At 34.0% G+C, this 24,370-nt stretch carries 23 protein-coding genes and 1 other RNA gene; 12 read left to right on the top strand and 12 right to left on the bottom strand.

What is annotated here, in order from left to right; genetic code table 11:
* From EZM65_RS08780 to EZM65_RS08750, 8 genes are all read right to left on the bottom strand, one after another.
* Positions 1 to 2,049 carry a type VI secretion system Vgr family protein gene (locus EZM65_RS08780; RefSeq protein WP_136668187.1) on the bottom strand — a complete coding sequence of 683 codons (2,049 nt, stop codon included), beginning with the start codon at positions 2,047 to 2,049 and terminating at the stop codon, positions 1 to 3.
* Positions 2,050 to 2,274: 225 nt separating this feature from the next.
* A complete protein-coding gene (gene tssD, locus EZM65_RS08775) occupies positions 2,275 to 2,661 on the bottom strand; it encodes a type VI secretion system tube protein TssD (RefSeq protein ID WP_136668186.1) in 387 nt (128 codons plus the stop codon).
* A gap of 189 nt (positions 2,662 to 2,850) precedes the next feature.
* Positions 2,851 to 3,453: a hypothetical protein gene (locus EZM65_RS08770; RefSeq protein WP_136668185.1), complete on the bottom strand. Its 603-nt coding sequence runs from the start codon at positions 3,451 to 3,453 to the stop codon at positions 2,851 to 2,853.
* 116 nt (positions 3,454 to 3,569) lie between these two features.
* Positions 3,570 to 4,259, bottom strand: a complete 690-nt coding sequence (locus tag EZM65_RS08765; protein WP_136668184.1) for a hypothetical protein — start codon at positions 4,257 to 4,259, stop codon at positions 3,570 to 3,572.
* A 72-nt stretch (positions 4,260 to 4,331) separates the two neighbouring features.
* On the bottom strand, positions 4,332 to 4,718 hold the full coding sequence (gene tssD, locus EZM65_RS08760; RefSeq protein ID WP_136668183.1) for a type VI secretion system tube protein TssD: 387 nt from the start codon (positions 4,716 to 4,718) through the stop codon (positions 4,332 to 4,334).
* Between the two features lie 588 nt (positions 4,719 to 5,306).
* The gene (locus tag EZM65_RS15855) at positions 5,307 to 5,408 is read right to left on the bottom strand and encodes a hypothetical protein (protein WP_371682997.1); all 102 of its coding nucleotides are present in this window, start codon (positions 5,406 to 5,408) and stop codon (positions 5,307 to 5,309) included.
* A 287-nt stretch (positions 5,409 to 5,695) separates the two neighbouring features.
* Positions 5,696 to 6,093: a transfer-messenger RNA gene (ssrA, locus tag EZM65_RS08755) on the bottom strand.
* Between the two features lie 56 nt (positions 6,094 to 6,149).
* On the bottom strand, positions 6,150 to 7,361 hold the full coding sequence (locus tag EZM65_RS08750) for a serine hydrolase (RefSeq protein ID WP_136668182.1): 1,212 nt from the start codon (positions 7,359 to 7,361) through the stop codon (positions 6,150 to 6,152).
* A 156-nt stretch (positions 7,362 to 7,517) separates the two neighbouring features.
* Here EZM65_RS08750 and EZM65_RS08745 point away from each other — a divergent pair, with 156 nt between their 5' ends.
* Together EZM65_RS08745 and EZM65_RS08740 are read left to right on the top strand one after the other, a co-directional pair.
* On the top strand, positions 7,518 to 8,723 hold the full coding sequence (locus tag EZM65_RS08745; protein WP_136668181.1) for an NAD(P)-dependent oxidoreductase: 1,206 nt from the start codon (positions 7,518 to 7,520) through the stop codon (positions 8,721 to 8,723).
* 37 nt (positions 8,724 to 8,760) lie between these two features.
* A complete protein-coding gene (locus EZM65_RS08740) occupies positions 8,761 to 9,201 on the top strand; it encodes a DUF5362 family protein (protein WP_248574847.1) in 441 nt (146 codons plus the stop codon).
* Positions 9,202 to 9,249: 48 nt separating this feature from the next.
* Here the strand turns inward: EZM65_RS08740 and EZM65_RS08735 are convergent, their stop codons facing one another.
* A complete protein-coding gene (locus EZM65_RS08735) occupies positions 9,250 to 9,522 on the bottom strand; it encodes a DUF2752 domain-containing protein (RefSeq protein WP_136668179.1) in 273 nt (90 codons plus the stop codon).
* 88 nt (positions 9,523 to 9,610) lie between these two features.
* On the opposite strand from EZM65_RS08735, the gene EZM65_RS08730 reads away from it, so the two are divergent.
* Positions 9,611 to 10,159, top strand: coding sequence for a Smr/MutS family protein (locus EZM65_RS08730; RefSeq protein WP_136668178.1), 549 nt, complete (start codon positions 9,611 to 9,613; stop codon positions 10,157 to 10,159).
* Here the strand turns inward: EZM65_RS08730 and EZM65_RS08725 are convergent, their stop codons facing one another.
* Positions 10,160 to 11,080 (bottom strand): hypothetical protein, encoded by a 921-nt coding sequence (locus tag EZM65_RS08725; RefSeq protein ID WP_136668177.1) that lies wholly within the window; start codon positions 11,078 to 11,080, stop codon positions 10,160 to 10,162.
* A gap of 81 nt (positions 11,081 to 11,161) precedes the next feature.
* Between EZM65_RS08725 and EZM65_RS08720 the strand changes: the two genes are divergently transcribed.
* The 6 genes from EZM65_RS08720 (at position 11,162) to dnaK (ending at position 21,168) form a co-directional block, all read left to right on the top strand.
* On the top strand, positions 11,162 to 12,820 hold the full coding sequence (locus EZM65_RS08720) for a sugar MFS transporter (protein ID WP_136668176.1): 1,659 nt from the start codon (positions 11,162 to 11,164) through the stop codon (positions 12,818 to 12,820).
* Between the two features lie 76 nt (positions 12,821 to 12,896).
* Entirely contained in the window at positions 12,897 to 14,144 is a 1,248-nt protein-coding gene (locus tag EZM65_RS08715) for a hypothetical protein (RefSeq protein WP_136668175.1), read from the top strand.
* On the top strand, positions 14,144 to 15,043 hold the full coding sequence (locus tag EZM65_RS08710; RefSeq protein WP_136668174.1) for an EamA family transporter: 900 nt from the start codon (positions 14,144 to 14,146) through the stop codon (positions 15,041 to 15,043). Before EZM65_RS08715 ends, EZM65_RS08710 begins: the two co-directional genes overlap by 1 nt.
* A 50-nt stretch (positions 15,044 to 15,093) precedes the next feature.
* Entirely contained in the window at positions 15,094 to 17,835 is a 2,742-nt protein-coding gene (locus EZM65_RS08705) for a pitrilysin family protein (RefSeq protein ID WP_136668173.1), read from the top strand.
* A 318-nt stretch (positions 17,836 to 18,153) separates the two neighbouring features.
* On the top strand, positions 18,154 to 19,053 hold the full coding sequence (locus EZM65_RS08700) for a metalloprotease (protein WP_136668172.1): 900 nt from the start codon (positions 18,154 to 18,156) through the stop codon (positions 19,051 to 19,053).
* A gap of 228 nt (positions 19,054 to 19,281) precedes the next feature.
* Positions 19,282 to 21,168 carry a molecular chaperone DnaK gene (gene dnaK / locus EZM65_RS08695; protein ID WP_136668171.1) on the top strand — a complete coding sequence of 629 codons (1,887 nt, stop codon included), beginning with the start codon at positions 19,282 to 19,284 and terminating at the stop codon, positions 21,166 to 21,168.
* Positions 21,169 to 21,345: 177 nt separating this feature from the next.
* Here dnaK and EZM65_RS08690 read toward each other — a convergent pair whose 3' ends face one another.
* Positions 21,346 to 21,966, bottom strand: coding sequence for an NUDIX hydrolase (locus EZM65_RS08690; protein WP_136668170.1), 621 nt, complete (start codon positions 21,964 to 21,966; stop codon positions 21,346 to 21,348).
* Positions 21,967 to 21,973: 7 nt separating this feature from the next.
* Here EZM65_RS08690 and pyrE point away from each other — a divergent pair, with 7 nt between their 5' ends.
* Both pyrE and EZM65_RS08680 read left to right on the top strand, forming a co-directional pair.
* Positions 21,974 to 22,621: an orotate phosphoribosyltransferase gene (gene pyrE, locus EZM65_RS08685; RefSeq protein WP_136668169.1), complete on the top strand. Its 648-nt coding sequence runs from the start codon at positions 21,974 to 21,976 to the stop codon at positions 22,619 to 22,621.
* A gap of 40 nt (positions 22,622 to 22,661) precedes the next feature.
* Positions 22,662 to 23,054, top strand: a complete 393-nt coding sequence (locus tag EZM65_RS08680) for an SRPBCC family protein (protein WP_136668168.1) — start codon at positions 22,662 to 22,664, stop codon at positions 23,052 to 23,054.
* A 101-nt stretch (positions 23,055 to 23,155) separates the two neighbouring features.
* Here EZM65_RS08680 and EZM65_RS08675 read toward each other — a convergent pair whose 3' ends face one another.
* The gene (locus tag EZM65_RS08675) at positions 23,156 to 23,887 is read right to left on the bottom strand and encodes a biotin--[acetyl-CoA-carboxylase] ligase (RefSeq protein ID WP_136668167.1); all 732 of its coding nucleotides are present in this window, start codon (positions 23,885 to 23,887) and stop codon (positions 23,156 to 23,158) included.
* Positions 23,888 to 23,988: 101 nt separating this feature from the next.
* Between EZM65_RS08675 and rsfS the strand changes: the two genes are divergently transcribed.
* Complete coding sequence (rsfS, locus tag EZM65_RS08670) at positions 23,989 to 24,360, top strand: ribosome silencing factor (protein WP_136668166.1); 372 nt, start codon at positions 23,989 to 23,991, stop codon at positions 24,358 to 24,360.
* The last annotated feature ends 10 nt before the right edge of the window (positions 24,361 to 24,370 follow it).

Here is a 24,370-nt window from a genome sequence, read left to right as displayed (position 1 = left end):
TTAATTAAGATTTACGATTCCCCCTTTTACATTGGTCATGGCAGCACCGTTAACATTAACAGTCGTGGATTCTATAGCTACTTCTGTTTGTCCGTTCATTCCTATTTTAGGAGCTTTCTCTTCAATAAGTGAATCACTGTTGGTTTTTACAGATGTAGTTCCGGTAATTTCAGCTTCTTTGGTATCTATTTTTACTTTTACATCGCCGCTGATTACAATAGTACCGTCTTTTGTCATTTTGATTTCTGCGCCGCCACAGGTAAATGTGATGCTTGTATCTGCATTGACGGTAGCATTTCCAGCGCCGTCAAATTTCAAATCAACACTGCCTTTATCTGTGAGGTGTACACTTCCTGTATTATCATCCATGTGGAGTTTATTTCCGCTGGCTGTCTGTAATCCTTTAATATAATTGCCGGATCCTCCTTTACCGGCACTGGCTTTACCGTTAAACATGGCGCCAAAGACAAAAGGTCTCTCGGCATTACCGTTATCAAAACCGATAATTACTTCCTCACCAATTTCCGGAATGATGTGCATTCCTTTGCCTTTTCCTGCATAAGGGGTTACCACACGCAGCCAGGGAGTTGTTAATCCTTTCTTTTTCTGCCAAGGGAATTGTACTTTAATCATTCCCTGTGGATTGTCGTTCTCCATCACGGTAGCAGATTGCTCTTCGCAGGTTGGGAATGCATCTTCATCGAAGAAAGGGGAGATAAAGATGTCCGGGATGCCCAAAAATTCGTTGTAATATTCATTACCGTCATGAAAATGATTTATTTCTATAATACGATAGGTTTCCATGGCTTTAGCATTGATGTCTGAGATTTCTGCTCTTCCTCCAATTTTTAATTTTGGATCACGACTTCTTCCTCTTACCTGCATCAGATGTTCCCGGCTTTCTTTTTGGCGAAGCACCATTTCTTTCAGGTCTCTCTCTACATTTTGCTGTGAGGTGGCGTTAAACAGCATTTCTGCTTTTTTCTTGAACACTTCTTTGGAAGCATTTACAGCTATCGTTTGAAAACCGTTTTCTTTGTACTGGGCTTTTACCGAATCAGAATCTTTTTCTTTTACTTCTGCCGAAATACTGTCATATGCCATGTATTTGAAAGCCTGCGGTTTGATCATGATTTCAAATTCTATATCGATAAGATCTATATTTTCGTCCAGCTTTATCTGTGGCTGCAGCTTGTTTCCGAATACGAGATTTTTCCCGTCATAATAAAAGTACTCTCCGTAACGGTGTGCCAGGCGCTTGATAAACTGGTAATCTGACTCTTTATACTGTACAGTATAAGGAATGGGATATTGCGTATTAAGCTGTTCGGCTTTTATTTTGGCTTCCGTAGGATATTCAGCGGTAGCTTCAGCAATAATCGCGTCTAAAGTTTTGTTCTCGTAACTTTGGCAGTCTTTGCCATTTTCCAGTAAAATACTGGGTGCATATCCTGTGATATAGAGTTTTCCGTAACCTCCGCCTTCGTCTTTTTTGTTTCGGATATTGGCAATAATTCCTGTAAAAGACTGGCTGACTTCTCCAAAACGGTGAAAATTAATGGTTACGTTTTTCCCAAGAAGTTTTTTTGAATTTTCCATCACATAGCCTTCAAAACTATCCAAGGAATCGTCTGGTGTAATTATAGTGAAGGTATCGTGGTCATTTGTAAGTTGATGAAGCTCGACTACATAACTGTTTTTGGCTAAAAATTCTTTCCTGTCTATCGTGAGTGTACAATACACCAGCGGACTATCTTTTTCAGTAAGAAAGTCTTTGAATGTTTTTTTAGACATATACTCCTTAATACCGCTGGGCTGATTGGCTTTTCCAACAGAAGGATCGCTCAAAGGTTTTTTATCAGATGAAAGGCTTTTAGCCGCTTTTTTGACTGTATCTTTATTTTCAGCTATCTTATTGACAGCAGGGTTGTTTACTTTTTCGGAAACTATGCCTGTAATTTTGTTTTCGGCTGCAGTTATTCCCTGCTGTTTTAATCCTTCTAAATCTCCATTAACCGGGTTTTTAGGATTGGTATCTTGTAATGACATAATTCAAGAGATTTGGTTTAATAATTATTCAAAATTGATTTTATAATAATTTCATTTCTATCCGCAAAGACTCTAATTATCTTCTTATATCTTACTTTCTTTTGGAATATACCTCTTACCAAATACAAAAAATGAACAGACATATCCTTAGCATTATAATCAGCATTTCGTGATGATCTGATTCTCAAACTGCTATTATTAACTATAATTAGAAGTCACCAATTGCTATCTCCATTTCTTTTCGTGTGCAGCTCCGTTTACATCAAATGTCTTGGCGATAAGTTGAAATTCTATTTGTAAAGGATCATTATTACTGGAGTTGAAATATTCCACGAAGTTGATGCAGTACGCTTTTTTAAAAGTAAGTACCTGAAGCTTGCTCATGGCGTCTCTCCGATAAAATATAATCTTGCCGTCTTTTGTTTTGTTATGGTCAAGCATCCAGCCAAGCAGTTCCGGGTTTCCGGTACTTTCAATTCTGATGCTGATTTCTCCGCCTTGGGGCATTCCTTGCGGTTTACCTGTATTGTCAATCTGCTGGCTGAAACTGTATTTGCACTCCAATACATTGTAGGTTTTGTCTTCTAATTCTAATTTTGCTAAAAAGGACATATTTGTATTTTTTTTGAGTTGATAAATTTTTTATATAGTCACTTTATTTATTAAAAATCAGTGTTTTTTTTGTCTTCAAATGAAAAATAAAATCCGGTGTTTTGTATTGACGCATACCAGACGTTGTTTTCGTTGTATTATTTTTTTATTTCAAAAACTTCAGGTATTGTTTATTAAGTTCCCGGTAACTTAATTTACTTTAGTTGTATGTAATACATTCTTTGTTTTAATTGGTTTGTCGTCTTGATATAATGTACTTTTTGTCTCTGCTTTTTTTCCACCATCCATTATATATTCATGATGCCAGCCTTCTTTTTTCTTGTTTTTAAAAGAACCCTCCCAAATAAGAAAATTGTCTTTATCATAATATTTTATATAACCGGTACCCTGACTGCCTAAATGAGATTTGAAAATTTCTTCTCCTTTTTCTGACAAGACAGTGAAATCATTGATATATTTTCCTTTTTTATCGGTTTCAAAGCTTATGTGAGGTTTTCCCGTAGGGTAAAATTCTTTTTGTATTCCAAGTAAATCATCATAGAAGTAATTTTTATCTTCTACAATCTGTTTTGTTTCATAATCATAAGCCTTAAAGTTTCTTATATCACCATCCTGAGAGTATAATTTCTCTTCATGCAGGATTGGTTGATCAAGCATTTCGGTGTAACTTTTCCATAAACCTACTTTAATCCCATTATTGATTTTACCCTGTTCAAATGACTCATTATTATTGTTGTCATACATCTGAACAAAGCCCTGCTGCTTTACTTGCGGAAGACTATCTATAAACACAGAGTCTTTTTTTTGTTTAAAAGTTATGTCTGTAAAAAAGACAAGTTTTTTTTTATCTGTTTTTTCTTTGCACGATAGAAAAAACAATAGAACTAAAATTGAAATCCTAAACATTTTTAAGGTCTGAAAAATTTAATATTAATATTACTCATTTCTCTGCTTCCTGAAAACCAGTTATCGGCATCGCATCTTTCATCTCCATTTCCTGTTGCTCCTCTTCCTGCTCCTCTGGAACAAAATTCATCATCTTCAAACCATTGTCCTCTGCGTACATTGGTCACTATTTCAACATGAACCCCTCCGAACGCTGCAATGTCTCCTCTTTGCACATCTCCTTTTTTGACGGATTTTAGCTTTTCACCGTTCCATATCTGTTTGGCCGAAAGGTATTTTCCTCCCGACATAATAGAACCATAACCGGCCATATATAATGCTTCGCCAACAAATAAATTGCACGACCATTTTGCATCTGCGCCATAGAAAACTACATAATAGCCAGAATCCCACTTATCATAAGCGTTCTTTAAATTAGAGTAGTCAGAATCACGTACTTTTCTATCAGCTTCTAATCCTGCCAATAACAGCAGATACTTTCGTTGTACAGAAACAAACCAATTGCTGTCATTCCATTTTTTGGCAAAATCATTTGAAGAAGCCGGAAATTTAGGGGGTTTGCGCTTGGCTCCAAACAACGCACTGTTTTTCGTTAAAAAATATCCTTTTCCTTGATAAAAAGCTTTATAACTATCCAAAATAATTTCGTCACCGGCTATTTTCTCAGCTGCTTTGGCTATCTTTTCACTCATACTTATTTCTTAATTAAAAAATAAAAGTCTTTGTACTAAATCATGTTTTAGTACAAAGACCTCAAAGACTTTTTACACCCATTCGTTTTCGTAAACTCCAGTTCCCATTTCAATTTTTCTGGCTGAAATAGTAAATGTTTCAGTTAATGGGGTTTTACCTGTAGAGTCGAAGTTTTCTTTGTGTTTAACCAAATAGCCTTCAGTGAATTTTAATTCTTTTAACGTAGCGTCACTGTCTCTCTTGAAAAATTTAACGCTTCCGTCTTTACGTTCAAAACTGTTGGTCATCCACTCGAATAATTCGGTAGTGCCTGTACCTTCAATAGTTACATCAATTTTACCTCCTCTTGTTACGGTAGAAGGACGTCCTGTTGCGTCAGTTTCCTGAAACAAACCATAGTTTACATTCAATACATTAAATTCTTTTCCGCCAACGTTTAATTTTGCTTTAAATGACATAATAAAATATTTAAAAATTAATAAATAGAAATATACTGTCCTTCTTCGTGATACTTTATGTATTCACTTTAGAAAAAATATAAACCAAGGAATTAGTACGGGTAAATCCGTACTGGTACAGCTAAGAAGAAATGCTGATTAAAAATCAGCTGCTGTACACTTCAAAAAAAATCAATTCAAAAATCATAGTCAAAAAAATTAAGGTTAAATAAATAATATACCAGATTATAAAAATACATTACAATTGTAAGAATTTTATTTCAAAAATGAAAATATTTTTTGTAGTATTTTTCTTTAAATGAATAAAAATCTAAAATGAGAATGTTGAAAATCTATGTTTTTAACTGATTGATTATTAGTAGAAACTGTTTTTTTTTTATAAAGGAGGAACTTGTTTTTTATAAGAATATCATCAATATAGTATTGGTGTCTGATGAAACGCTAAAATTTATTCTTGAAAGTTTTAGAATTGATTTAAAAGTAGTTGTTTACCATGTCTTTTTCCGTTTCATAAACTTTATTTCATAATAAGTCAAGGTAACTTTAATTAATCTTGTTTACCCTTTTTTATGGATAGAAATATTCTATTTATTTTTTTTCAATGGATTTTGAGTTGCTTAATTCAATTCGTTTTCTATTAACAGTAATTCTTAAATAAATAGGAAGTAAACCTTTTTTTGTCTCTTTCATACTTTTAGTATAAAATAGAATTAAGATTTTGTTTTTTCATTTTGGTAACCTTTAGTATTGAACAGTTTAAACAGTTTTGCATTTTTTTGCAAGATGTTCATTCTTTGAACTGCTTGTGTTTACTGGTACTCGGAAGAAATTCGGTTACCCTGTTTTTGAATTTTTTAGGGTAACCGATTTTTGTACCTTTCCATTAACGATTTTTTGAATAATCTGAAGGATTGAAAAAACAAAAAAGCCTGTAAATCATAAGATTTACAGGCTTTTGCTTCAAAATGAAATTGTTTCAGTGGAGTCGGAGAGAATCGAACTCTCGTCCAAACAAGCAATCAAAAGGCTTTCTACATGCTTAGTTTTCACTTAAATTTTCGACCGAAAGCAAGGTTGAAAACTACCACTCTCAGCTTAGCTTTATCAGTGTCAAAGAGGATTTAAAGCGTTACCTCTTCTAGGTTTACTTTTACGGTTCTCCTAAACCAACCGCCATAAACCAAGGCTTTTGAGGAGAATCTAGCTTTCCCACCTTGTGGGAACCAGGCAAATCGTACTATAATTCGGATTAAGCAGCTAAAGCGTAAGTATTTTCGCCGTTTAAAGTTTATATAGCAGATATTTACGAGCCTACCATACTTGGCTCGGCATGCTTACCAGTCAATTCCACTCGCTGTCAAAACCAGTCGACCCCAGTAATTTTTCACAAAATTATTAAATTAAATCGCAAATCCTATACCAAAATTTACTTTATTCCATTAAATTGTCTCCTTTTTTTCTAATATGGAAAGGATAATCTCCAAATAATCCGGTTGCCAGTTTTAAATAATAGGCTTTTCTAGTGTATTTGTTGGAAAGTGCAATTAAAGTAGCTTTTTCTTTTCTTAGCGTAATATATGCTGAGGTATTGCCATGCCACCAGCCGTTGTGATAAAACATTTTTTTATCATCTTCCCATTCTAAAAGCCTAATACCTAAACCATAATTTCTTTTTCCTCTTGCTTCATAACTATAGCCTTTGTATACTTCTTTTAATAGTTTTTTGTTTAAAAATGTAGGGCTGTACGTAGCTAAGTCAAACTTTAATAAATCTCTTGCTGTAGAATAAATGTTTTTATCGCCATAGATATCGTCCAAATGATTTAGAGGATATTTGATGTAATTTCCTTTGTAGGAATTACTTGCCGTGTCAGCATGTTTGGTTATGTCAAAAACATAGGTGTTTTTCATGTCAAGAGGCTCAAAAATTAATTTTTTCATCGCTGTACGATAATCCAATTTTGTGATTTTCTCTATAATCAATGCTAAAATGGCATAATTGGTATTACAATAGCTAAAACGGGTATCTGGTTTAAATTCTAATTGGATTTTAGCATTGTTCAGTATAGAGATTATATCAGAATTATGAAGTGTATTATGTCTGTCCCAGGCTCCTTTGTCTTCAATAAAATAGCTGTAATTACGCAAACCGCTGCGGTGATTTAGCAGCATTCTTATGGTGATATCTTCATACGGAAATTCCGGTAACAGTGTTTTTACTTTTGCATCTAAATTTAATTGTTTGGAATCAATCATTAAAAGTACTGCCGAAGCTGTTAAAACTTTACTTACAGAAGCTATGTGGAGGGGAGTGTCTGCATTAACAGGTTCCTTTTTCTCAAAATTGCTCATGCCGCTGTAACGCTCATAAAGAATTTTACCGTTTTGCGCTACCAGTACAGCTCCGGAATAATCGTTGCTGAAAAACTCTTTTTTATATAAATAGTCCATACTGTCTTGAACCATTTGCTTTTTTGCAGAAGCTATTTCGGGTAAATTTTCACCATAAGGCTGCATGGCATATATTTTACCTACTTTATGTTCTTCTTTACTCTTTTTTATCTCTTTTTTTTCGGAACACGAAAAGAAGAAGCTTGATGCTCCTATAATAATTATATATTTTGTGAATTTTTGTAATGTCATGTGGGTGATAATTGGGTCACAAATATAAAGAAACAAAAATATTGAAACTTCAAAAATGTGTTTTTTTCAACTTGTCATATGCAGATTATAGGTTATATTTGCAACAATTTTAAGAGGAATAGTTATTATTTCCAACCAATCAAACCTTTTTGTTAAATGAAATTCGGAATTATTAAAGAAAGAAAAACCCCGCCAGACAGGAGAGTGGTTTTTACACCGGAAGAACTTTTACGAGTTAGAGAAATTTATCCGCAGGCAAACTTTGAAGTAGAATCATCAGATATTAGAGTATTTAAAGATGAGGAATATGCTGATTTGGGCATTGAAATAGATACTGATTTGAATGATTGCGATGTTTTAATAGGAGTGAAAGAAGTTCCTGTTGACGCATTAATTCCAGATAAAACGTATTTCTTTTTTTCGCATACTATTAAAAAACAGCCTTATAACCGTAAATTGTTAGTGGCCTGTCTGGAAAAAAACATCCGATTGATTGATCATGAAACCATTGTGGATGCAAAAGGCAGACGCTTGATTGGTTTTGGCCGTTATGCAGGAATTGTGGGTGCTTATAACGGGATCCGCGCTTTTGGATTAAAGTATGATTTATTCAATTTAGCTAAAGCAGAGACGTTAAAAGACCAGGCTCAATTAATTGAACGTTTGCGTCGTTTGGTATTGCCTCCAATAAAGATTGTTCTGACCGGACATGGAAAAGTAGGTATGGGGGCTAAAGAAATGCTTGATGCGATGAAAATTAAGCAAGTAAGTGTGGAAGATTATTTGACTAAAACGTATGATAAACCAGTTTATACTCAAATTGATGTTTTAGATTACAATAAACGTAAAGATGGTCAGGTTTTAGATAACAGTGATTTTTATAAAAACCCTCAGGAGTATATTTCGGATTTTGAGCGTTTCACTAAAGTGACAGATATTTTTATGGCCGGACATTTCTTTGGGAATGGTTCACCTTATATCTTAACAAAAGAAATGCTGAAAGCTCCTGACAATAAAATAAAGGTTGTTGCTGATATTTCCTGTGATGTTGACGGGCCAGTGGCTTGTACACTAAGAGCTTCAACTATTGCAGAACCTATTTATGGCTATTTACCTGGCGAACACAGAGAAATTCATTTTGAAGATCCAAGAGCGATAGCGGTAATGGCTGTTGATAATTTGCCTTGTGAATTGCCTAAAGATGCAAGTGAAGGTTTTGGCGAAATGTTCTTGAAAAATGTTATACCTGCATTTTATAATAATGATGCCGATGGTATCTTGGCAAGAGCCACTATCTGTGAAAACGGACAACTGACCGAAAAATTCAAATATCTGCAGGATTACGTTGATGGAAAAGAATAATTTTTTACTTTTCTGAAAAAAACAAAAAATAAAAATAATGGAAAATAAAGAAACATACTTAGTATTGACAAATTCTGCTAAGGAATTTTTAAAAGAAAGTGCAAAATGGTCTAAGTTTTTAGCTATTGTGGGTTTTGTAGGTATAGGGCTTATGGTTGTTATGGGGTTGTTTATGGGGACACTTTTTTCATCATTACCTAATACTGGAACTTTACCAATTCCCGGAGCTTTTTTTTCTCTGATTTATTTAGTTTTTGCAGTAATTTATTTTTTCCCGATTTTTTATTTATACAAATATGCTGAGCATACCAGGAAAGCTATTGATAGTAATGATTCAGAAGTGCTGCAAAATGCATTTGAAAAATTAAAATCCCATCATAAATTTTTAGGGGTTACAGCTTTGGTTGTTTTGTCTATATATGCTTTGGGGATATTGTTGGCTTTATTCGGAGGAATAATGGCAGTTGCAGGTATTTAATAATCCGATATATTATAATAATAAGGTCTGGCTTTGGTCAGGCCTTTTTTATATATGTCTGCAGGTAAATGATATGATCATTATGACAAGATTTAAAATGCCAAAGAATTTTAATAGTGACAGCTGATTTTTGTTTTTAGAAATAAAATAAACGCCTGCAATTATGAAAAAGAGAATGGCTGTGTAAATTGCGGGAAACATTTTAAACGCATCGATAAATCTACCCTGGAAAATTAATAAGAGGGCTCTTTGAGCACCGCAGCCCAAACACTCAACACCAAACAGTGTTTTACTTATGCAGGGAATTAAATAGTCTTCCATCTAATTTGAGTTTTGTCAATATTACAAAATATAAGGTTAATAAAATTAAACCTTTAAAGTTTATTATTTTTGCAGAAAATTATGTGTAATGTTTGCTAAAGGAGATAAAGTATCAGTCTTGGACGATAATATTAACGGAATCGTTTTGAAAGTTTCAAATAATCAGGTGACTGTTGAAACCGAAGATGGTTTTGAATTGGTTTTTTCTGAAAAAGAGTTGATATTGATTGAACCTTCAACGGAATTGGATTTTTCAAAGGCCAATTTTTCTGCCATAAAAAAAGAAAAAGAAACTCCTAAACCAAGAAGTTTTGTAAAGGAAAAAAAATCACGCAAAGATGAAATGGTTTTAGAAGTTGACCTGCATATTGAAAAGCTGGTATCCAATGCAAAAGGCATGAATAATTATGATATTTTGAATATCCAGACAGAAACTGCCAAACGCCAGATTGATTTTGCCATTAGAAACCGTATCCAAAAAGTAGTGCTCATTCACGGTGTAGGTGAGGGAGTACTTAAGGCAGAACTTGATTTCTTATTAAACCGATATGATAATATCAGCTTTCAGGAAGCAAGCTTTCAGAAATATGGTTTTGGCGCTACCGAAGTGTATATCAACCAGAAAAACTTCTTATGATTAATTGATGATTTCTCCAAAAGTATAATCACCTTCAGGAGCAGGACTGTATGTTAAAACTCCTTTTTTGAATGTTGTCTTTCTTAATTTAATTACATGGCGGTAAGTTGTAGTTGTTTGCTGTTCAGTTTCCACCACAATTATTCCACTTACACCAGTTACGCCATCCTGTGCCACCCATTCCTCGGTTAATGTTGGTGATGATGGTGGAATAGCCTGACAGAAATAACTGCTGTTCAAATTGCCGTTGTAAACTCTGTAAGTCACTTTGTTTACAGCCCCGATTAATGCTGTTTTGGTTCCTACAGTCTGATGCTGATATAGCGTTGGATCAATGTCTAATAATAAAGCATTGTTGTTGTTGTATTTAAAAATCAGATTGTTGCCGGCACAGTCCTGCATCACGGCGGCAGTATAATCAAATTTTAAGTCAACTACATCAGTTCTGTAACTGCCGAATTCATAACTGTCATAAACAATTTCTTTTCCGGGAGCATTGAAAGTGATGTTTTTAAAAGTGATTTTATGATTGTAACCTACTGTTTTATTTGGGTCGTTCGTATCAGGGATTTTAGTAGTAATAATTTCGATGGTTCCTCCTGTAACGTTCCATTCTTCTGTAACTGTCAGGGTAGGAGTGTCACATATATTGGAAGCATTGGTTGCAGCGCTGAATTTTTTATAAACTACAGAATTTGATGAGTTGACAGTCAGGTTTTGAGTACCTTCTTCATTTGGGAAACTGCTTTCCGGAGTAGAAAAAACCAGTGCCTCTTTATCATTTATTTTATATAAAACATTTGTTGAACTACATTTTTGAACGGTAGCATTTGTGAAATTGAAAGTATCTTCGATAATATCTCCATCATCACAAGAAGTTAGAATCAATAAGCTTATTAAGGCAGTCCAAAAGTGTTTCATACAATATAATTTTAAACAAAAATACGATTTTAAAATTTTAATCAAAGTTATTATTATATTTGGCAACTAACCAAATTATCTATGAATTCAAAAATAACAAAAACAAATTACCCTGCACTTTATACATTGGTAACAGTGTTTTTTTTCTGGGGTTTTATTGCTGCTGGAAACAGTATTTTTATTCCGTTTTGTAAAAATTTCTTTTCTTTAGACCAATTTCAGTCGCAGCTTATCGATTTTGCATTTTATACCGCTTATTATATAGGTGCACTTTTACTTTTTGCCATGGGCAACTCCAGAGGTAAAGATATTGTAGGAACATGGGGGCATAAGAAAAGTATTGTTTATGGATTGCTTTTTTCTGCATTAGGAGCGGGAGCTATGATTGTAGCTGTAGAAGCCGGTGTTTATGAAGGAATGTTGGTTGGTTTATTTATAGTGGCATTAGGCTTTTCATTGCAGCAGACAGCCGCAAATCCATTTGCAATCCTGTTAGGTGATCCTAAAACTGGTGCCAGCCGTGTAAATCTTGGTGGCGGTATTAACTCTTTTGGAACAACAATTGGTCCTATTATAGTAGCTTTAGCATTATTTGGTACGACTGCATCGGTTTCAGATGATCAAATCAAACATCTTGAATTAAGTAAAGTTATCTTTCTATACGTTTGCGTTGGATTGTTATTCATAGGTTCTGCGGCCATGTTTTATTTTTCTAAAAAAGTACCATCAGGTATTTCTGATGAACCTATGGAAAAAGCAAACAAAGCTTTAACAACTTTGATAGTTATGACAATACTGCTTGCAGCTTGTTTTACACCTATTTTCAAATCATATCAAACAGATGTTGCCAATTTTTCCCCTGAACAGTTATTGGATTTGAACAGCTACAGAATGAATTGGCTGTTTGGTGCTTTAGCTGTCGTGTTAGGTGGTATTTTCTTCTCATATTCATCTGCCAAAAAGAACTCTGAAGGCTGGGGAGCTATGCAGTATCCGCAATTAGTTTTGGGGATGCTGGCAATCTTTGTTTATGTAGGTGTTGAGGTTGCTATAGGAAGTAATTTAGGAGAGCTTTTAAAATTACCTGAATTTGGAGGATTACAATCCTCAGATATTGCACCATATATTTCTATGTACTGGGGTAGTTTGATGATTGGCCGTTGGGCAGGAGCCATTAGTGTTTTTCATTTAAAAGACAGTCAGAAAACGTTGGCATTAATAATTGTACCTCTTATTGCTTTTGGGATAATTCTTGGAGTGAACATTTTGTCCGGAAAAGACATGACACCTTTGTATTACTACGTTTTGTGTGTATTGATTCAAATTGGTGCGATGTTTTTATCAAAAGACAAACCGGCACGTACCTTAATGATATTTGGTCTTTTTGGTCTAAGTGCAATGATAGTTGGATTGTTTTCGACAGGGACAGTTGCAATTTATGCATTTCTAGCTGGCGGTCTGGCTTGTAGTATCATGTGGCCGGCGATTTTTAGTTTATCGATTATTGGTTTAGGAAAATATACATCGCAAGGATCTGCATTTTTGATCATGATGATTCTGGGAGGAGGAATTATTCCGCCTATTCAAGGAAAAATTTCGGATATCATCGGAATTCACCAATCATATGTTGTTGGTGTGGTTTGTTTTGCATATCTGACATTATTTGCAGTTTTGGTTAAAGGAATCCTGAAAAAACAGAATATCGATGTTGATGCTATTGAAACTGAAGGCAGTCATTAAGAAAATCTTAAATAAATATTAATATCTAAATCAGGATAAAAGGAATTAAGTACTTTTATCCTGATTTTGTATTAATATGAAAAAATATTACTTCTTATTTTATCTAATAACTTTTTCTGTAGTAGCGCAATCCACAAAAGAAATCTACAATCAAAGTACTAAAGCGTATCAGGAGAAGGATTATGGTACTTTTTTAAAACTGACACAAAAATTAGACAGTATAAGACCGTCACATCCTGCTTTTACATACAATTTAGCCTGTGCATACGCTTTGAATAATCAATCTGATAAAGCTTTTGAAGTACTGGAAAGGTGCTTGCTTATTAATAATACTATTTCTTTTGAAACTGAAAAGGATTTAGAAAGTTTAAAGCAAAATCCTAAGTATGAATCATTATTGTATTTAAAATCCAGATTGGATAAACCACTTAATACATCGAGAAAAGTTGTTAGTCTGTCTGAAAAAGATTTACATCCGGAAGGCTTAACTTTTTTGCAGAATACAAAAACCTGGTTGGCTGCAAGTATCCATAAAAGAAAGATTGTCACTTTTGATGCTGAAACAGGTAAATGTTCCGATTGGTTTACTGATAATTCTTTGTTGGCTGTTCTGGCCTTGAAAGCTGATGCAAAAGAAAAAACACTTTGGGTTGCAACATCAGCTATGCCGGAGATGGAAGGATATAATTCTTCATTTCAAGGGAAGTCGGAAGTTTTACAAATAGATATCAAAACTAAAAAAATTCTGCAGCGGATTTCAATTGAAGGGAACCATGTTTTGGGAGATATTTTGATTGCAAAATCGGGCAGTATTTATGTGTCCGATAGTGGTGAGCCTACCATTCATAAAGTCGGGAATGGTAAACTTATTCCTTGGTTAAATCTAAAGAGTGAAGCTTTTAATTTGCAGGGAATAACAATAGATGATGATCAAAAAACTATTTATATAGCCGATTATTTAAAAGGGATATTGAAAATTGATGTTGATAATCCAGATAAAAGAAGCTGGCTTGCTTATCCAATTGAAGCAACATTAAAAGGTGTTGATGGTTTGCAGTTTTATAATAATTCATTAATTGCAATACAAAACGGAGTTAAACCTATCCGGATTGTTCAGATTTATTTAGATAAAAATAAAGAAACTTTAGACTTCAAACTTCATGATCATAACCGCCCCGAATTTAACGAACCAACTTTAGGTGTAGTTGTTGATGATTCTTTCTGTTTTTTTGCCAATGCTCCATGGAATGCTTATGACAAAGAAGGAAACTTGAATCTGGAAAAAATAAATAACCCCGAACTTTTCATAAACTATTTAAAATAATGGCTTTTAACAAATATTTTTTATCTGCATTTACTGCATTCTTTATATGGGGATTTTTTAGTCTGGCTTTAAAACCGCTGCACGATTACGCCTCTTTGGATATTTTATTTTACCGTGTTTTTTATGCCACGGTTCTATTATTGATTATCAATTTGTTTTTCAGAAAAGAAAAACTGAAAAAGGATGTTGCTTTCTTCAGGACTTTTGAAAAGCAGGAAAAGAGGAAAACAATATTTTTAACCATACTGGGTGGATTTTTATTGGTAATCAATTGGTTCTTATTCATGTATTGTGTCAATCATATAAGTATTCAGTCAGCTTCTTTTGCTTATTTAATCTGTCCTATTATCACAACAGTTTTAGCTTATTTTATTTTAAAAGAGCACTTGACCAAATGGCAGTGGACAGCAGTGGGTTTATTTATATTCAGTTGCTCTATTTTGTCTTATGGACATGTGAAAGATCTAATGTATTCACTTGTAATTGCAACAACCTTTGCTTTATATCTTATAAGTCAGAGAAAGAATAACCAGTTTGACCGGTTTGTGGTTTTAACGGTTCAATTATCCATAGCCTCTTTGGTTTTACTGCCTTTTTACCCATTTTATAAAGAGGCAACCCCAACAGCTTCTTTATTCTGGATATTAATGACTTTAATTGTGGTTCTTTTTACAATCATTCCATTGTTTTTGAATCTTTTTGCCCTCAAAGGGGTTAACTCTGCCACTGTAGGGGTTTTGATGTACACAAATCCGTTAATCAACTTTTTACTGGCATTATTCTATTTTAATGAAGAAATAAATGTACCTCAGTTAATAGCATATTTTTTGATTTTGGTGGCGATTATTGTTTTTAATGAACGGATTTTGTTAAGGAAAATCAATAATGATGCAAATTGAGTTTAATTCTTAAAAAACTAACTTTATATTTACAAAGAAAATTTTTACAAATGAACAAACAACTTTTAGTTTCAATCCTGTTAATAGGGATGCAGGCAGTGGCACAAAAAAAAGCCGCTGCTGTTATTGAAAAACCGGTTTTAGTCAATTCTATTGAAGGAATTAAAGAATACGGTTTAAAAAACGGCATGAAAGTGCTTTTAATACCTGATGCCAGCCAAAGTAATATGGTTGTAAACATTGTGTATAATGTAGGTTCACGTCATGAAGGCTATGGGGAAAAAGGAATGGCGCACTTACTGGAACACATGCTGTTTAAAAGTACCAAAAAATTAGGGGATATTAAAAAAATGCTGTCTTCAAAAGGAGGAAATGCAAACGGGACAACCTGGTATGACAGAACAAATTATTATGAAGTTTTTCCTTCATCAGATGAAAATTTAAGATGGAGTCTTGAAATGGAAGCTGACAGAATGATCAACGCTACCATTTTGCAGGAAGATTTGGATAAAGAATTTTCGGTAGTAAGAAACGAATTTGAAATCGGCGAAAACTACCCTGAGGGAGTTTTGTCTGAACGATTGGCTTCTACTGCATTTTTATGGCACAATTACGGGAACAGCACCATTGGCTCTAAAGAAGATATTGAAAGAGTTAAAGCTAAAACGTTACGTGTTTTTTATGAAAAATATTATCAGCCTGATAATGCCACATTAATAATAGGTGGAAAGTTTGATTCTAATAAAGCGTTGGAATACATTGGTAAGTATTTTGCAACTATTAAAAAGCCAACACGTGTATTAGAAAAAACCTATACAGTTGAACCTGCTCAGGACGGTGAACGTTATGTTGAACTAAAACGAAGCGGCGATGTTCAGTCGATTCAGGCACTTTATCATACTGCTCCGTATTCTCATAAGGATTTTGCTGTAATCGATGCGCTTACAGAAATCCTAACTGCTGATCCTTCCGGTTATTTGTATAAAGCTTTGGTTGAAACACAAAAAGCGTCAAGTATGTATGCATATCAGCCTAATGTAAGAGATGCAAGTTATGTGTTATTCAATGTTACAGTTCCTAAAGATAAAAGTCTTGAAGATGCTAAAAAGATATTTTTAACTGAATTGGACAACATCAAAAACAAAACATTTACACAGGCAGATGTTGACAGAGCCAAATCAAAACTTTTAAAATCTATTGAGAATACAAAGAACAATACCATCAACTTTGTAATTTCACTTACTGAAATTGTAGGTGCAGGGGATTATAGATTGAATTTTTTATATAGAGACGCAATCGAAAAACTTACTTTGGAAGATGTAAATGCAGCGGCAAAAAAATATTTCCTGACAAACAACCGTACTTATGGAGTTTTTATTCCTTCAAAAGATGAGGAAAGAGTAAAACCGGTTGAAATTTCGGATAACAATATTGTTGCTCTGACGCAAGCCTACAAAGGAAAAGCTACAGTAGAAGATACACAGGAATTTGAGACTTCAATTGCTAATATCAAGAATAATTTAATCGAATATAAATTATCAAACGGTTTGAAGTATGCCGTATTGAAAAAGCCAATTAAAGGAAAGAAGGTTGTTGCCAATTTTAAATTCCCTGTTGGAAATGAGAAAGATTTAGCTAACAAATCGGATATTGCATATATTGTTGGTAAAATGCTGAAATCTGGTACAACAACTAAAACCAAAGAACAGATACAGGATGCTTTGGACAAAATGAAAGCTGATATTTCATTCTCTTTTCAGGGTCAGGCCTTAACTGTACGTGTTTCTACTTATGAGGAGTTTGTGACACCAACTTTTGAATTGCTTCAGGATTTATTAACCAATTCTGTTTTCCCTGAATCAGAAATTACAAAGTTAATTACTGAAGAAAAAACGAACCTTGAAGCATTTAAAAATGATCCTCAGTTTATTGCTTTTGACGAAGCTGACAGAAGATCAAAGAAATATTCAAAAGAGCATATTTATTATAAAGCAGCTCCGGATGAAAAAATGGCTTCTTTAAGCGCTATAAAAAAAGAGCAATTGGTTGATTTTCATAAAAACTTTTTGGGTTCAAACAATGGACATGGTACCGTTGTTGGAAACTTAAATGACTCTGAGATTTCAAATCTTGTAACTAAAACTTTTGGAAACTGGAACTCAAAAGTAGCCTATGAAAAAGTACAACCGGTTTATTTTGAAACGCCTAAAACAAACGATAAAATTATCACGCCGGACAAAGAAAATGCGGCTGTTGCATCAAAAATTTCATTTAAAATGAATGTTGATAATCCTGATTATCCAGCAATGGTTATTGCTAATGAAATGCTTGGAAGTGGTGGTTTTATGACGTCTAGAATACCGGTTCGTTTAAGAGAAAAAGAAGGGATTTCATATGGAGCAGGATCGTACATGACAATTCCAACAGATAATGATGTAGCGTTTTTAGCATTCTATGCCTTTTTCAATCCAACAAAATTGGCAAAAGTTGAGGATGCCATGACAGATGAAATTAAAAAAGTAATCACTACAAATGGATTCACTGCGGCTGAGTTGAAAGCAGCTATTGTAAGTTGGAAGAATGACAGGAAAATAGCTCTTGGAGTTGATAATTATCTTATAAATATTATCAATGACAAACTTAATTTCGGAACCCCATTGGAAAATTATGATGCTTTGGAAGCAAAAGTTGAACAATTAACACCTGAGCAAATAAATAATGTAATTAAAAAGTACATATCATTAGATAAAGCAACTTTTATTTACGCCGGGGATTTTAATAAAAAATCGTAAATCCGTTTACGGAATATTATTTAATAAAACAGTTGCAGACGAAATTCTGCAACTGTTTTTTGTTTCAAGAAGTGGCTGTTTTTTTTTTTTTTTAGTGTCATGAGATGGAATGGCCTGATGTTGTTTTAAATGGAAAAAAATGAGCATAATTTGTTGTGTTTATAACTTTTCCTGATTTCATTCCCGTTTAGATGAAGTGTTTTATAGATGAAATACACTGTATTGTTATTCTTCACTTAACTGTGATTTTTTGTGATTTTTTGTAAGTTTAAACTTTATAAATTTGGCACTTCATTAAACAATTTAACCCAACAAATTATGAAAAAAACAAAAATTAGTACTTTGGTGCTAGGATTAGCTGCATTTGGAGCTATGGTTTCATGTTCAAAGGACAATGAGACATCAGCACCTGATGCAACAATTATTGAACAAGGAAAAGGTATTGAAACAGAATGTAGCTATGTTGATTCTTATTGGCCATCAACAGCGGTTTTATCTACCACTTTATCTTCAGGAGCAGGTACATCTTCAGATGTTACTTTAATGACAAATCAAAACACAGCAATCAAAACTTTTTGGAGAGGTAGCTCTGTAGCAGCACCTACATTTAGATTTGTTCAAAACGGAACCAATTGGAGTTCAACTTACAATGCGATTTCATATAGTACTGGAAGAATTTATTATGGTGAAGGTATTTTTAGAGATGCGAAATCCAAAGATGCTTCAAACTTAATTAATGTAATGATTTTAGCTCATGAATATGGTCACCAATTGCAATATGCTTTTGGGTTGCCATCTAAAAAGGAATCTACAGCTAGACCAAACGAATTAGAAGCTGATGGTATGGCTGGATATTATTTAAGAAGAGGATATGGAAAATCTACGTTCTCGTCTATCGCAACTGCCTATGAATTTGCTGCCGCTATTGGAGATTATAACACTACTAGTTCTGGTCACCATGGAACGCCACCACAACGTCGTTCTGCAGTTCGTTTAGGTTTCTTGTTAGCTGATCCAGCTAATGCAAAATTGACAGCTACACAATTTGATTATAATTTCTTCTATTATTATGATGGAGTTTTGGCAGGAACTTACCGTTTAGCTAAACCGGAAGGAATATCAGAAGCTACTCATAACTATATCATGTCACACATGGAAGAGTTAAGAAGAATTCAATCCGGACAAATGTCTGATGAAGAATACTTCAACTTAGACTAGTTCATCTGCTTTTAATAAATTATAAGTTTTTTAAGCCACCCTGAAGGGTGGCTTTTTTTATGTAAACTAATTTTTTCTTGTCATTTTGTCATATAGAATTCCATATAAACTGACAATTTATACTGAAATTCTCCTTGGCATAATCCTTGTAATTTTGCAAACCGTGTGAATAACACTGCTCACTCGTAGAGGAGTAATCAAAAAATGAACAAAAAGGAGAATAATATTATGAGTAAAATTATTGGAATCGATTTAGGAACAACTAACTCTTGTGTGGCTGTTATGGAAGGTGGAGAACCTGTAGTAATAGCTAATGCAGAAGGTAGAAGAACGACACCATCTGTGATTGCTTTCGTAGAAGGTGGAGAAATTAAAGTAGGAGATGCTGCAAAGCGTCAGGCAGTGACTAACCCAACTAAAACTATTGCTTCAATTAAGCGTTTTATGGGTAATAAGTATACAGAAAGTGCTAAAGAAGCATCAACTGTTGCTTACAAAGTGGTAAAAGGTGACAACGATACACCTCGTGTGGATATCGACGGACGTTTGTACACACCACAGGAATTGTCTGCAATGACACTTCAAAAAATGAAAAAAACTGCTGAAGACTATTTAGGTCATGCAGTAACGGAAGCGGTTATTACGGTACCGGCTTATTTTAACGATGCACAGCGCCAGGCGACTAAAGAAGCCGGTGAAATTGCAGGTCTTAAAGTAATGCGTATTATTAATGAGCCTACAGCGGCAGCATTAGCTTACGGATTGGATAAAGCAGCGCATGATAAAAAAATTGCTGTTTATGACTTAGGTGGTGGTACTTTTGATATCTCTATCCTGGAATTAGGTGACGGAGTATTTGAGGTATTGTCTACAAATGGTGATACACACTTAGGAGGTGATGATTTTGACCAGGTAATTATCGATTGGCTGGCAAATGAATTCCAAAGTGCAGAAGGTTTAGATTTGCGTAAGGATCCAATGGCTTTACAACGTTTGAAAGAAGCTGCTGAAAAAGCTAAAATTGAATTGTCTTCATCAACTCAAACTGAAATCAACTTACCGTATATCACGGCTACTGCTACAGGACCTAAGCACTTAGTGCAAACGTTGACCCGTGCTAAATTTGAACAATTGGCAGATACTTTGGTAAAACGTTCAATGGATCCGGTTGCTAAAGCGTTAAAAGATGCTGGTTTGTCAACTTCAGATATTGATGAAGTAATCTTAGTTGGTGGTTCTACACGTATCCCTGTAATTCAGGAGCAAGTAGAAAAATTCTTTGGTAAAAAACCATCAAAAGGAGTTAATCCTGACGAAGTTGTAGCTATTGGTGCTGCAATTCAAGGTGGTGTATTAACGGGAGATGTGAAAGATGTATTGTTATTGGATGTTACACCGCTTTCATTAGGTATTGAAACTATGGGAAGTGTAATGACTAAATTAATCGAGTCTAACACAACAATCCCAACAAAAAAATCACAGGTTTTCTCTACTGCTGTAGATAACCAGCCTTCGGTTGAAATCCACGTGCTGCAAGGTGAAAGACCAATGGCAGGTGACAACAAGACCATCGGACGTTTCCACCTGGACGGAATTCCGCCTGCACCAAGAGGTGTACCTCAAATTGAAGTTATCTTTGATATCGACGCAAATGGTATCATTCATGTAACTGCAGTTGATAAAGGAACTGGAAAATCACATGATATCCGTATCGAAGCTTCTTCAGGATTGACTCCGGAAGAAATCGAAAAAATGAAAAAAGAAGCTGAATTAAATGCTGAAGCTGATAAAATTGCTATGGAAAAAGCTTCTAAATTAAACGAGGCTGACAGTATGATTTTCCAAACTGAAAAGCAATTGACTGAGTTTGGTGATAAATTATCTGAAGGTAATAAAGCAGCGATTGAAGCAGCTTTAAATGAGTTGAAAGCAGCTTATGAAACAAAAGAGATTGCTGCTATCACACCTGCTTTAGATAAAATCAATGAAGCTTGGAAAAACGCTTCAGAAGAAATGTATAAAGCACAATCTGAAGGTCAGGCACAACAAGCACAACCTCAGGCTGATAACAATGGTGATTCAACTCAGGATGTTGAGTTTGAAGAAGTGAAATAAGCAGAGAACCAATTTTGTAAAAAATTGCATGAATCGCTTATGCTGAGTGACATGTTGAGCTTGTCGAAATACTTGTCGAAGCATCTTTAATAAATAAAAAACCGGGAATTTTAACGTTCCCGGTTTTTTTATTTTTTTTCTGTTTGTAGTTTCTTATTTGAAAATAAAAGACGAAAATTATTTAAGTGATACCTTTTCCTGTAATTCTTTTTCTTCTTCAAAAAGGAGTTTTATATTTTCGTATGAATTTTTTAAAGCTTCTTTAATCTCTTCCGGATTTAACCATGCTACTTTTTCAATTCCCTCATCTTCCTGAGCAATCAATTCACCTTTAAAATCAGAATGCATTTCATACCATTGGGTAATTTTAAGTCGGTATTTGCCATTACGGCGGAATACATGATAGGTTTTCTGAAGTTTATTAGTGATTTTGAGTTTGTTTACACCGGTTTCTTCTTCAACTTCTCTTATGGCGGTATCTTCCATGGCTTCTCCTTTGTCCATGCCGCCTTTAGGCAAATCCCATTTTCCGCCTCTGAAAATAAAAAGAACCTCGCCTTTTTTATTGTAAACCAAGCCGCCACCGGCACGGTTCACTTTGATTTTTGATTTCAAAGTATTCAAAATTTCATTTTCATCAGGATGATACAAATATGCCTTTTGAATTTTATTTTGAAAATAGTTTATGATAAGTTGTTCAATGTCAATGCTTTCAAGTAAGAAAAACTTGAAATCAGTCTCTTTGACAATCTGATTTGTCAAGAAAAGAGGCTTATCGTTTACAAAAACTTTATACATTTGCAGTATGATTTTTAATAAAGACACAGCTAGTAAAACTGCCGAATTGCTTTTACAAATAAATGCAATTAAATTGAATTCTAAAAATCCTTTTACATGGGCTTCAGGTTGGAAATCTCCAATCTACTGTGATAACAGGGTAATTCTTTCATTTCCGGCTATCAGAAATTTTATCAGAGACGAATTTGCAAAAAACATTGAAAAGCAATTTGGTAAGCCGGATGTCATTGCCGGCGTTGCTACCGGAGCTATCGGGGTAGGTGTTCTGGTTGCTCAGGAAATGGGACTGCCTTTTGTTTATGTTCGCCCTGAACCTAAAAAACACGGCCGCATGAACCAGGTTGAAGGTTTTTTGCAGAAAGGACAAAATGTTGTAGTTGTTGAAGATTTGATCAGTACCGGCAACAGCAGTCTTTTAGCGGTAGAGGCTTTACGTAATGAAGGAGCTAATGTTAAAGGTATGGCGGCAATTTTTACGTACGGATTTCCAGTTGCTGAAGAAAATTTCAAAGCAGCTAAAGTTGATTTATATACTTTAAGCAATTATATGAATTTACTGGAGTTGGCGGTAACAAAAGAATATATTACAGAAAATGAAGAGGATTTGCTGAAAGAATGGCGTAAAAATCCTGCAGAATGGAATGTTGAGGTATAATATTTGAAGTGTAAAAAACTTAAATTTAAAATAGTTTAAAATGAATTTAGAAAGTCCAAAAGTTACAGTTGCTAAATCAGCTGCATATATTTTTACTGAATTGTCTCAGGTTAAAAACTTTGAAAAGCTTATGCCTGAAAATATTGCGAAATTTGAAGTAATTGATGAAAATTGTTTCGAATTTGGTTTGAAAGGAATGCCGGAGATCAAATTGGTTAAAAAAGATGCTACGCCAAATACTAAAATTGTCTTAGGTGCTGCCTCAAGTAAACTGCCATTTACATTAACGGCAGACATCAACGAAACTGCTGCTGAGTCTACAGACATTCAATTGTTTTTTGATGGTGAGTTTAACGCTATGATGGCAATGATGATTAAAGGGCCAATATCTAAATTCATTGAAACTTTAGCTCAGAACATGAATAAATTATAATATTCAAAGTTTTATATTTAGTGTTCAGTGTTCATTATATGAGTACTGAACACTTTTTATTTGTATATTTTTGATTACTGTCAGTTCTGTATTGAATACTCCTAGTAAATCATGCTTATTTCTTTTATGCCATAAGAATGGATGCTGTCATCTTCAAGCATGACATCTAATAAGCCATTGGTGTTTACTTTTTGAATAATTCCCATAAATTTTTCATTTTTCGAATTTTCAAAAACTACCGGTTTACCTATTTTGAATAGAAAATCGTGGTATTTCTTCCACAATATCCCGGCATTTTCCGATTTTATACTGGCAACATTTAATTTTATGGCATCAATAATTTTAAACAGTATTTCTTCAGTGTCATATTCAACTCCTGTGATTGCTTTTAAAGACGATGCCTTTGGTAAATTTTCAAAATTCAATTGATTGACATTCAGTCCTATACCAACAATCGATTGAATTTTCCCACTTTCTTTGATGTTGTTTTCTATTAGTATGCCAGCAATTTTCTTGTTTCCTGACATTATGTCGTTTGGCCATTTTATGCTTAAATCAGGAATTTTAAAAGTTTTTAACGCTTCAATTATAGAAATTGCTATAGCAATATTTAATACAAAAATACTTTCAGTATTAGAAATTGTTTTTTTTATTAATATGCTGGTAATTAGGTTTTTATTGTCTTCTGTTTGCCATTCTGACCCCATTTGACCCTTCCCTTTCCATTGGCTTTTTGCGGTCACAACAGTAAAATTTTCAACCTTTTGACTGGATGCAAGTGCTTTTAAAAAATCATTGGTTGAATCTATGGCATTGAGTTTGATGAAATTCATTGGTCAGAATTTGAAACTATATCGCAAGTATCGTATTTTTACCTTTCAAAATAAAGACAAAAAACAATAACTTTGCGAAAAATAATTTTTTAGAGAAATAAATGGCGAAAAAAGAAGCAGGGAACGATATTTTATTAGCAAATATCATCAAAGGAATTGAAGATGTAAAAGGTAACGATATAGATATTTTAGACCTTAGAGAACTTGAAAATACAGTATGTGATTATTTTGTAATTTGCAATGGTACCTCAAATACGCAGGTGAATGCTATTGTCAGTTCAGTTCAGAAAGCAGTTTCAAAGGAACTCAAAGAAAAACCTTGGCATGTTGAAGGAACAGAAAACGGCGAATGGGTTTTAATGGATTATGTGCATATAGTGGTGCATGTTTTTCAAAAACACATCCGTGAATACTACAACATAGAAAGTCTTTGGGGTGATGCAAAAATCACATCTATTGAAAACAAATATTAATTAGAGATAT

This window comes from Flavobacterium sp. H122 (assembly GCF_004959765.1).
In the GTDB taxonomy this organism is placed as follows: domain Bacteria; phylum Bacteroidota; class Bacteroidia; order Flavobacteriales; family Flavobacteriaceae; genus Flavobacterium.
Note: the sequence above shows the minus strand (reverse complement) of the source record. Positions and strands in the feature narration are given on the sequence as shown.

Excerpts from the sequence above, each read along its gene's own strand:
- EZM65_RS08730 (WP_136668178.1), top strand. The coding sequence starts at position 9,611 with ATGTTTGCTAAAGGAGATAAAGTATCAGTCTTGGACGATAATATTAAC.
- EZM65_RS08735 (WP_136668179.1), bottom strand. The coding sequence starts at position 9,522 with ATGGAAGACTATTTAATTCCCTGCATAAGTAAAACACTGTTTGGTGTT.
- EZM65_RS08710 (WP_136668174.1), top strand. The coding sequence starts at position 14,144 with ATGGCTTTTAACAAATATTTTTTATCTGCATTTACTGCATTCTTTATA.
- EZM65_RS08680 (WP_136668168.1), top strand. The coding sequence starts at position 22,662 with ATGAATTTAGAAAGTCCAAAAGTTACAGTTGCTAAATCAGCTGCATAT.
- EZM65_RS08725 (WP_136668177.1), bottom strand. The coding sequence starts at position 11,080 with ATGAAACACTTTTGGACTGCCTTAATAAGCTTATTGATTCTAACTTCT.
- EZM65_RS08690 (WP_136668170.1), bottom strand. The coding sequence starts at position 21,966 with ATGTATAAAGTTTTTGTAAACGATAAGCCTCTTTTCTTGACAAATCAG.
- EZM65_RS08720 (WP_136668176.1), top strand. The coding sequence starts at position 11,162 with ATGAATTCAAAAATAACAAAAACAAATTACCCTGCACTTTATACATTG.
- EZM65_RS08700 (WP_136668172.1), top strand. The coding sequence starts at position 18,154 with ATGAAAAAAACAAAAATTAGTACTTTGGTGCTAGGATTAGCTGCATTT.
- tssD (WP_136668186.1), bottom strand. The coding sequence starts at position 2,661 with ATGTCCTTTTTAGCAAAATTAGAATTAGAAGACAAAACCTACAATGTA.
- EZM65_RS08780 (WP_136668187.1), bottom strand. The coding sequence starts at position 2,049 with ATGTCATTACAAGATACCAATCCTAAAAACCCGGTTAATGGAGATTTA.
- EZM65_RS08750 (WP_136668182.1), bottom strand. The coding sequence starts at position 7,361 with ATGACATTACAAAAATTCACAAAATATATAATTATTATAGGAGCATCA.
- EZM65_RS08705 (WP_136668173.1), top strand. The coding sequence starts at position 15,094 with ATGAACAAACAACTTTTAGTTTCAATCCTGTTAATAGGGATGCAGGCA.
- rsfS (WP_136668166.1), top strand. The coding sequence starts at position 23,989 with ATGGCGAAAAAAGAAGCAGGGAACGATATTTTATTAGCAAATATCATC.
- EZM65_RS08675 (WP_136668167.1), bottom strand. The coding sequence starts at position 23,887 with ATGAATTTCATCAAACTCAATGCCATAGATTCAACCAATGATTTTTTA.
- pyrE (WP_136668169.1), top strand. The coding sequence starts at position 21,974 with ATGATTTTTAATAAAGACACAGCTAGTAAAACTGCCGAATTGCTTTTA.
- EZM65_RS08765 (WP_136668184.1), bottom strand. The coding sequence starts at position 4,259 with ATGAGTGAAAAGATAGCCAAAGCAGCTGAGAAAATAGCCGGTGACGAA.
- EZM65_RS08715 (WP_136668175.1), top strand. The coding sequence starts at position 12,897 with ATGAAAAAATATTACTTCTTATTTTATCTAATAACTTTTTCTGTAGTA.
- tssD (WP_136668183.1), bottom strand. The coding sequence starts at position 4,718 with ATGTCATTTAAAGCAAAATTAAACGTTGGCGGAAAAGAATTTAATGTA.
- EZM65_RS08740 (WP_248574847.1), top strand. The coding sequence starts at position 8,761 with ATGGAAAATAAAGAAACATACTTAGTATTGACAAATTCTGCTAAGGAA.
- dnaK (WP_136668171.1), top strand. The coding sequence starts at position 19,282 with ATGAGTAAAATTATTGGAATCGATTTAGGAACAACTAACTCTTGTGTG.
- EZM65_RS08745 (WP_136668181.1), top strand. The coding sequence starts at position 7,518 with ATGAAATTCGGAATTATTAAAGAAAGAAAAACCCCGCCAGACAGGAGA.
- EZM65_RS15855 (WP_371682997.1), bottom strand. The coding sequence starts at position 5,408 with ATGAAAGAGACAAAAAAAGGTTTACTTCCTATTTATTTAAGAATTACT.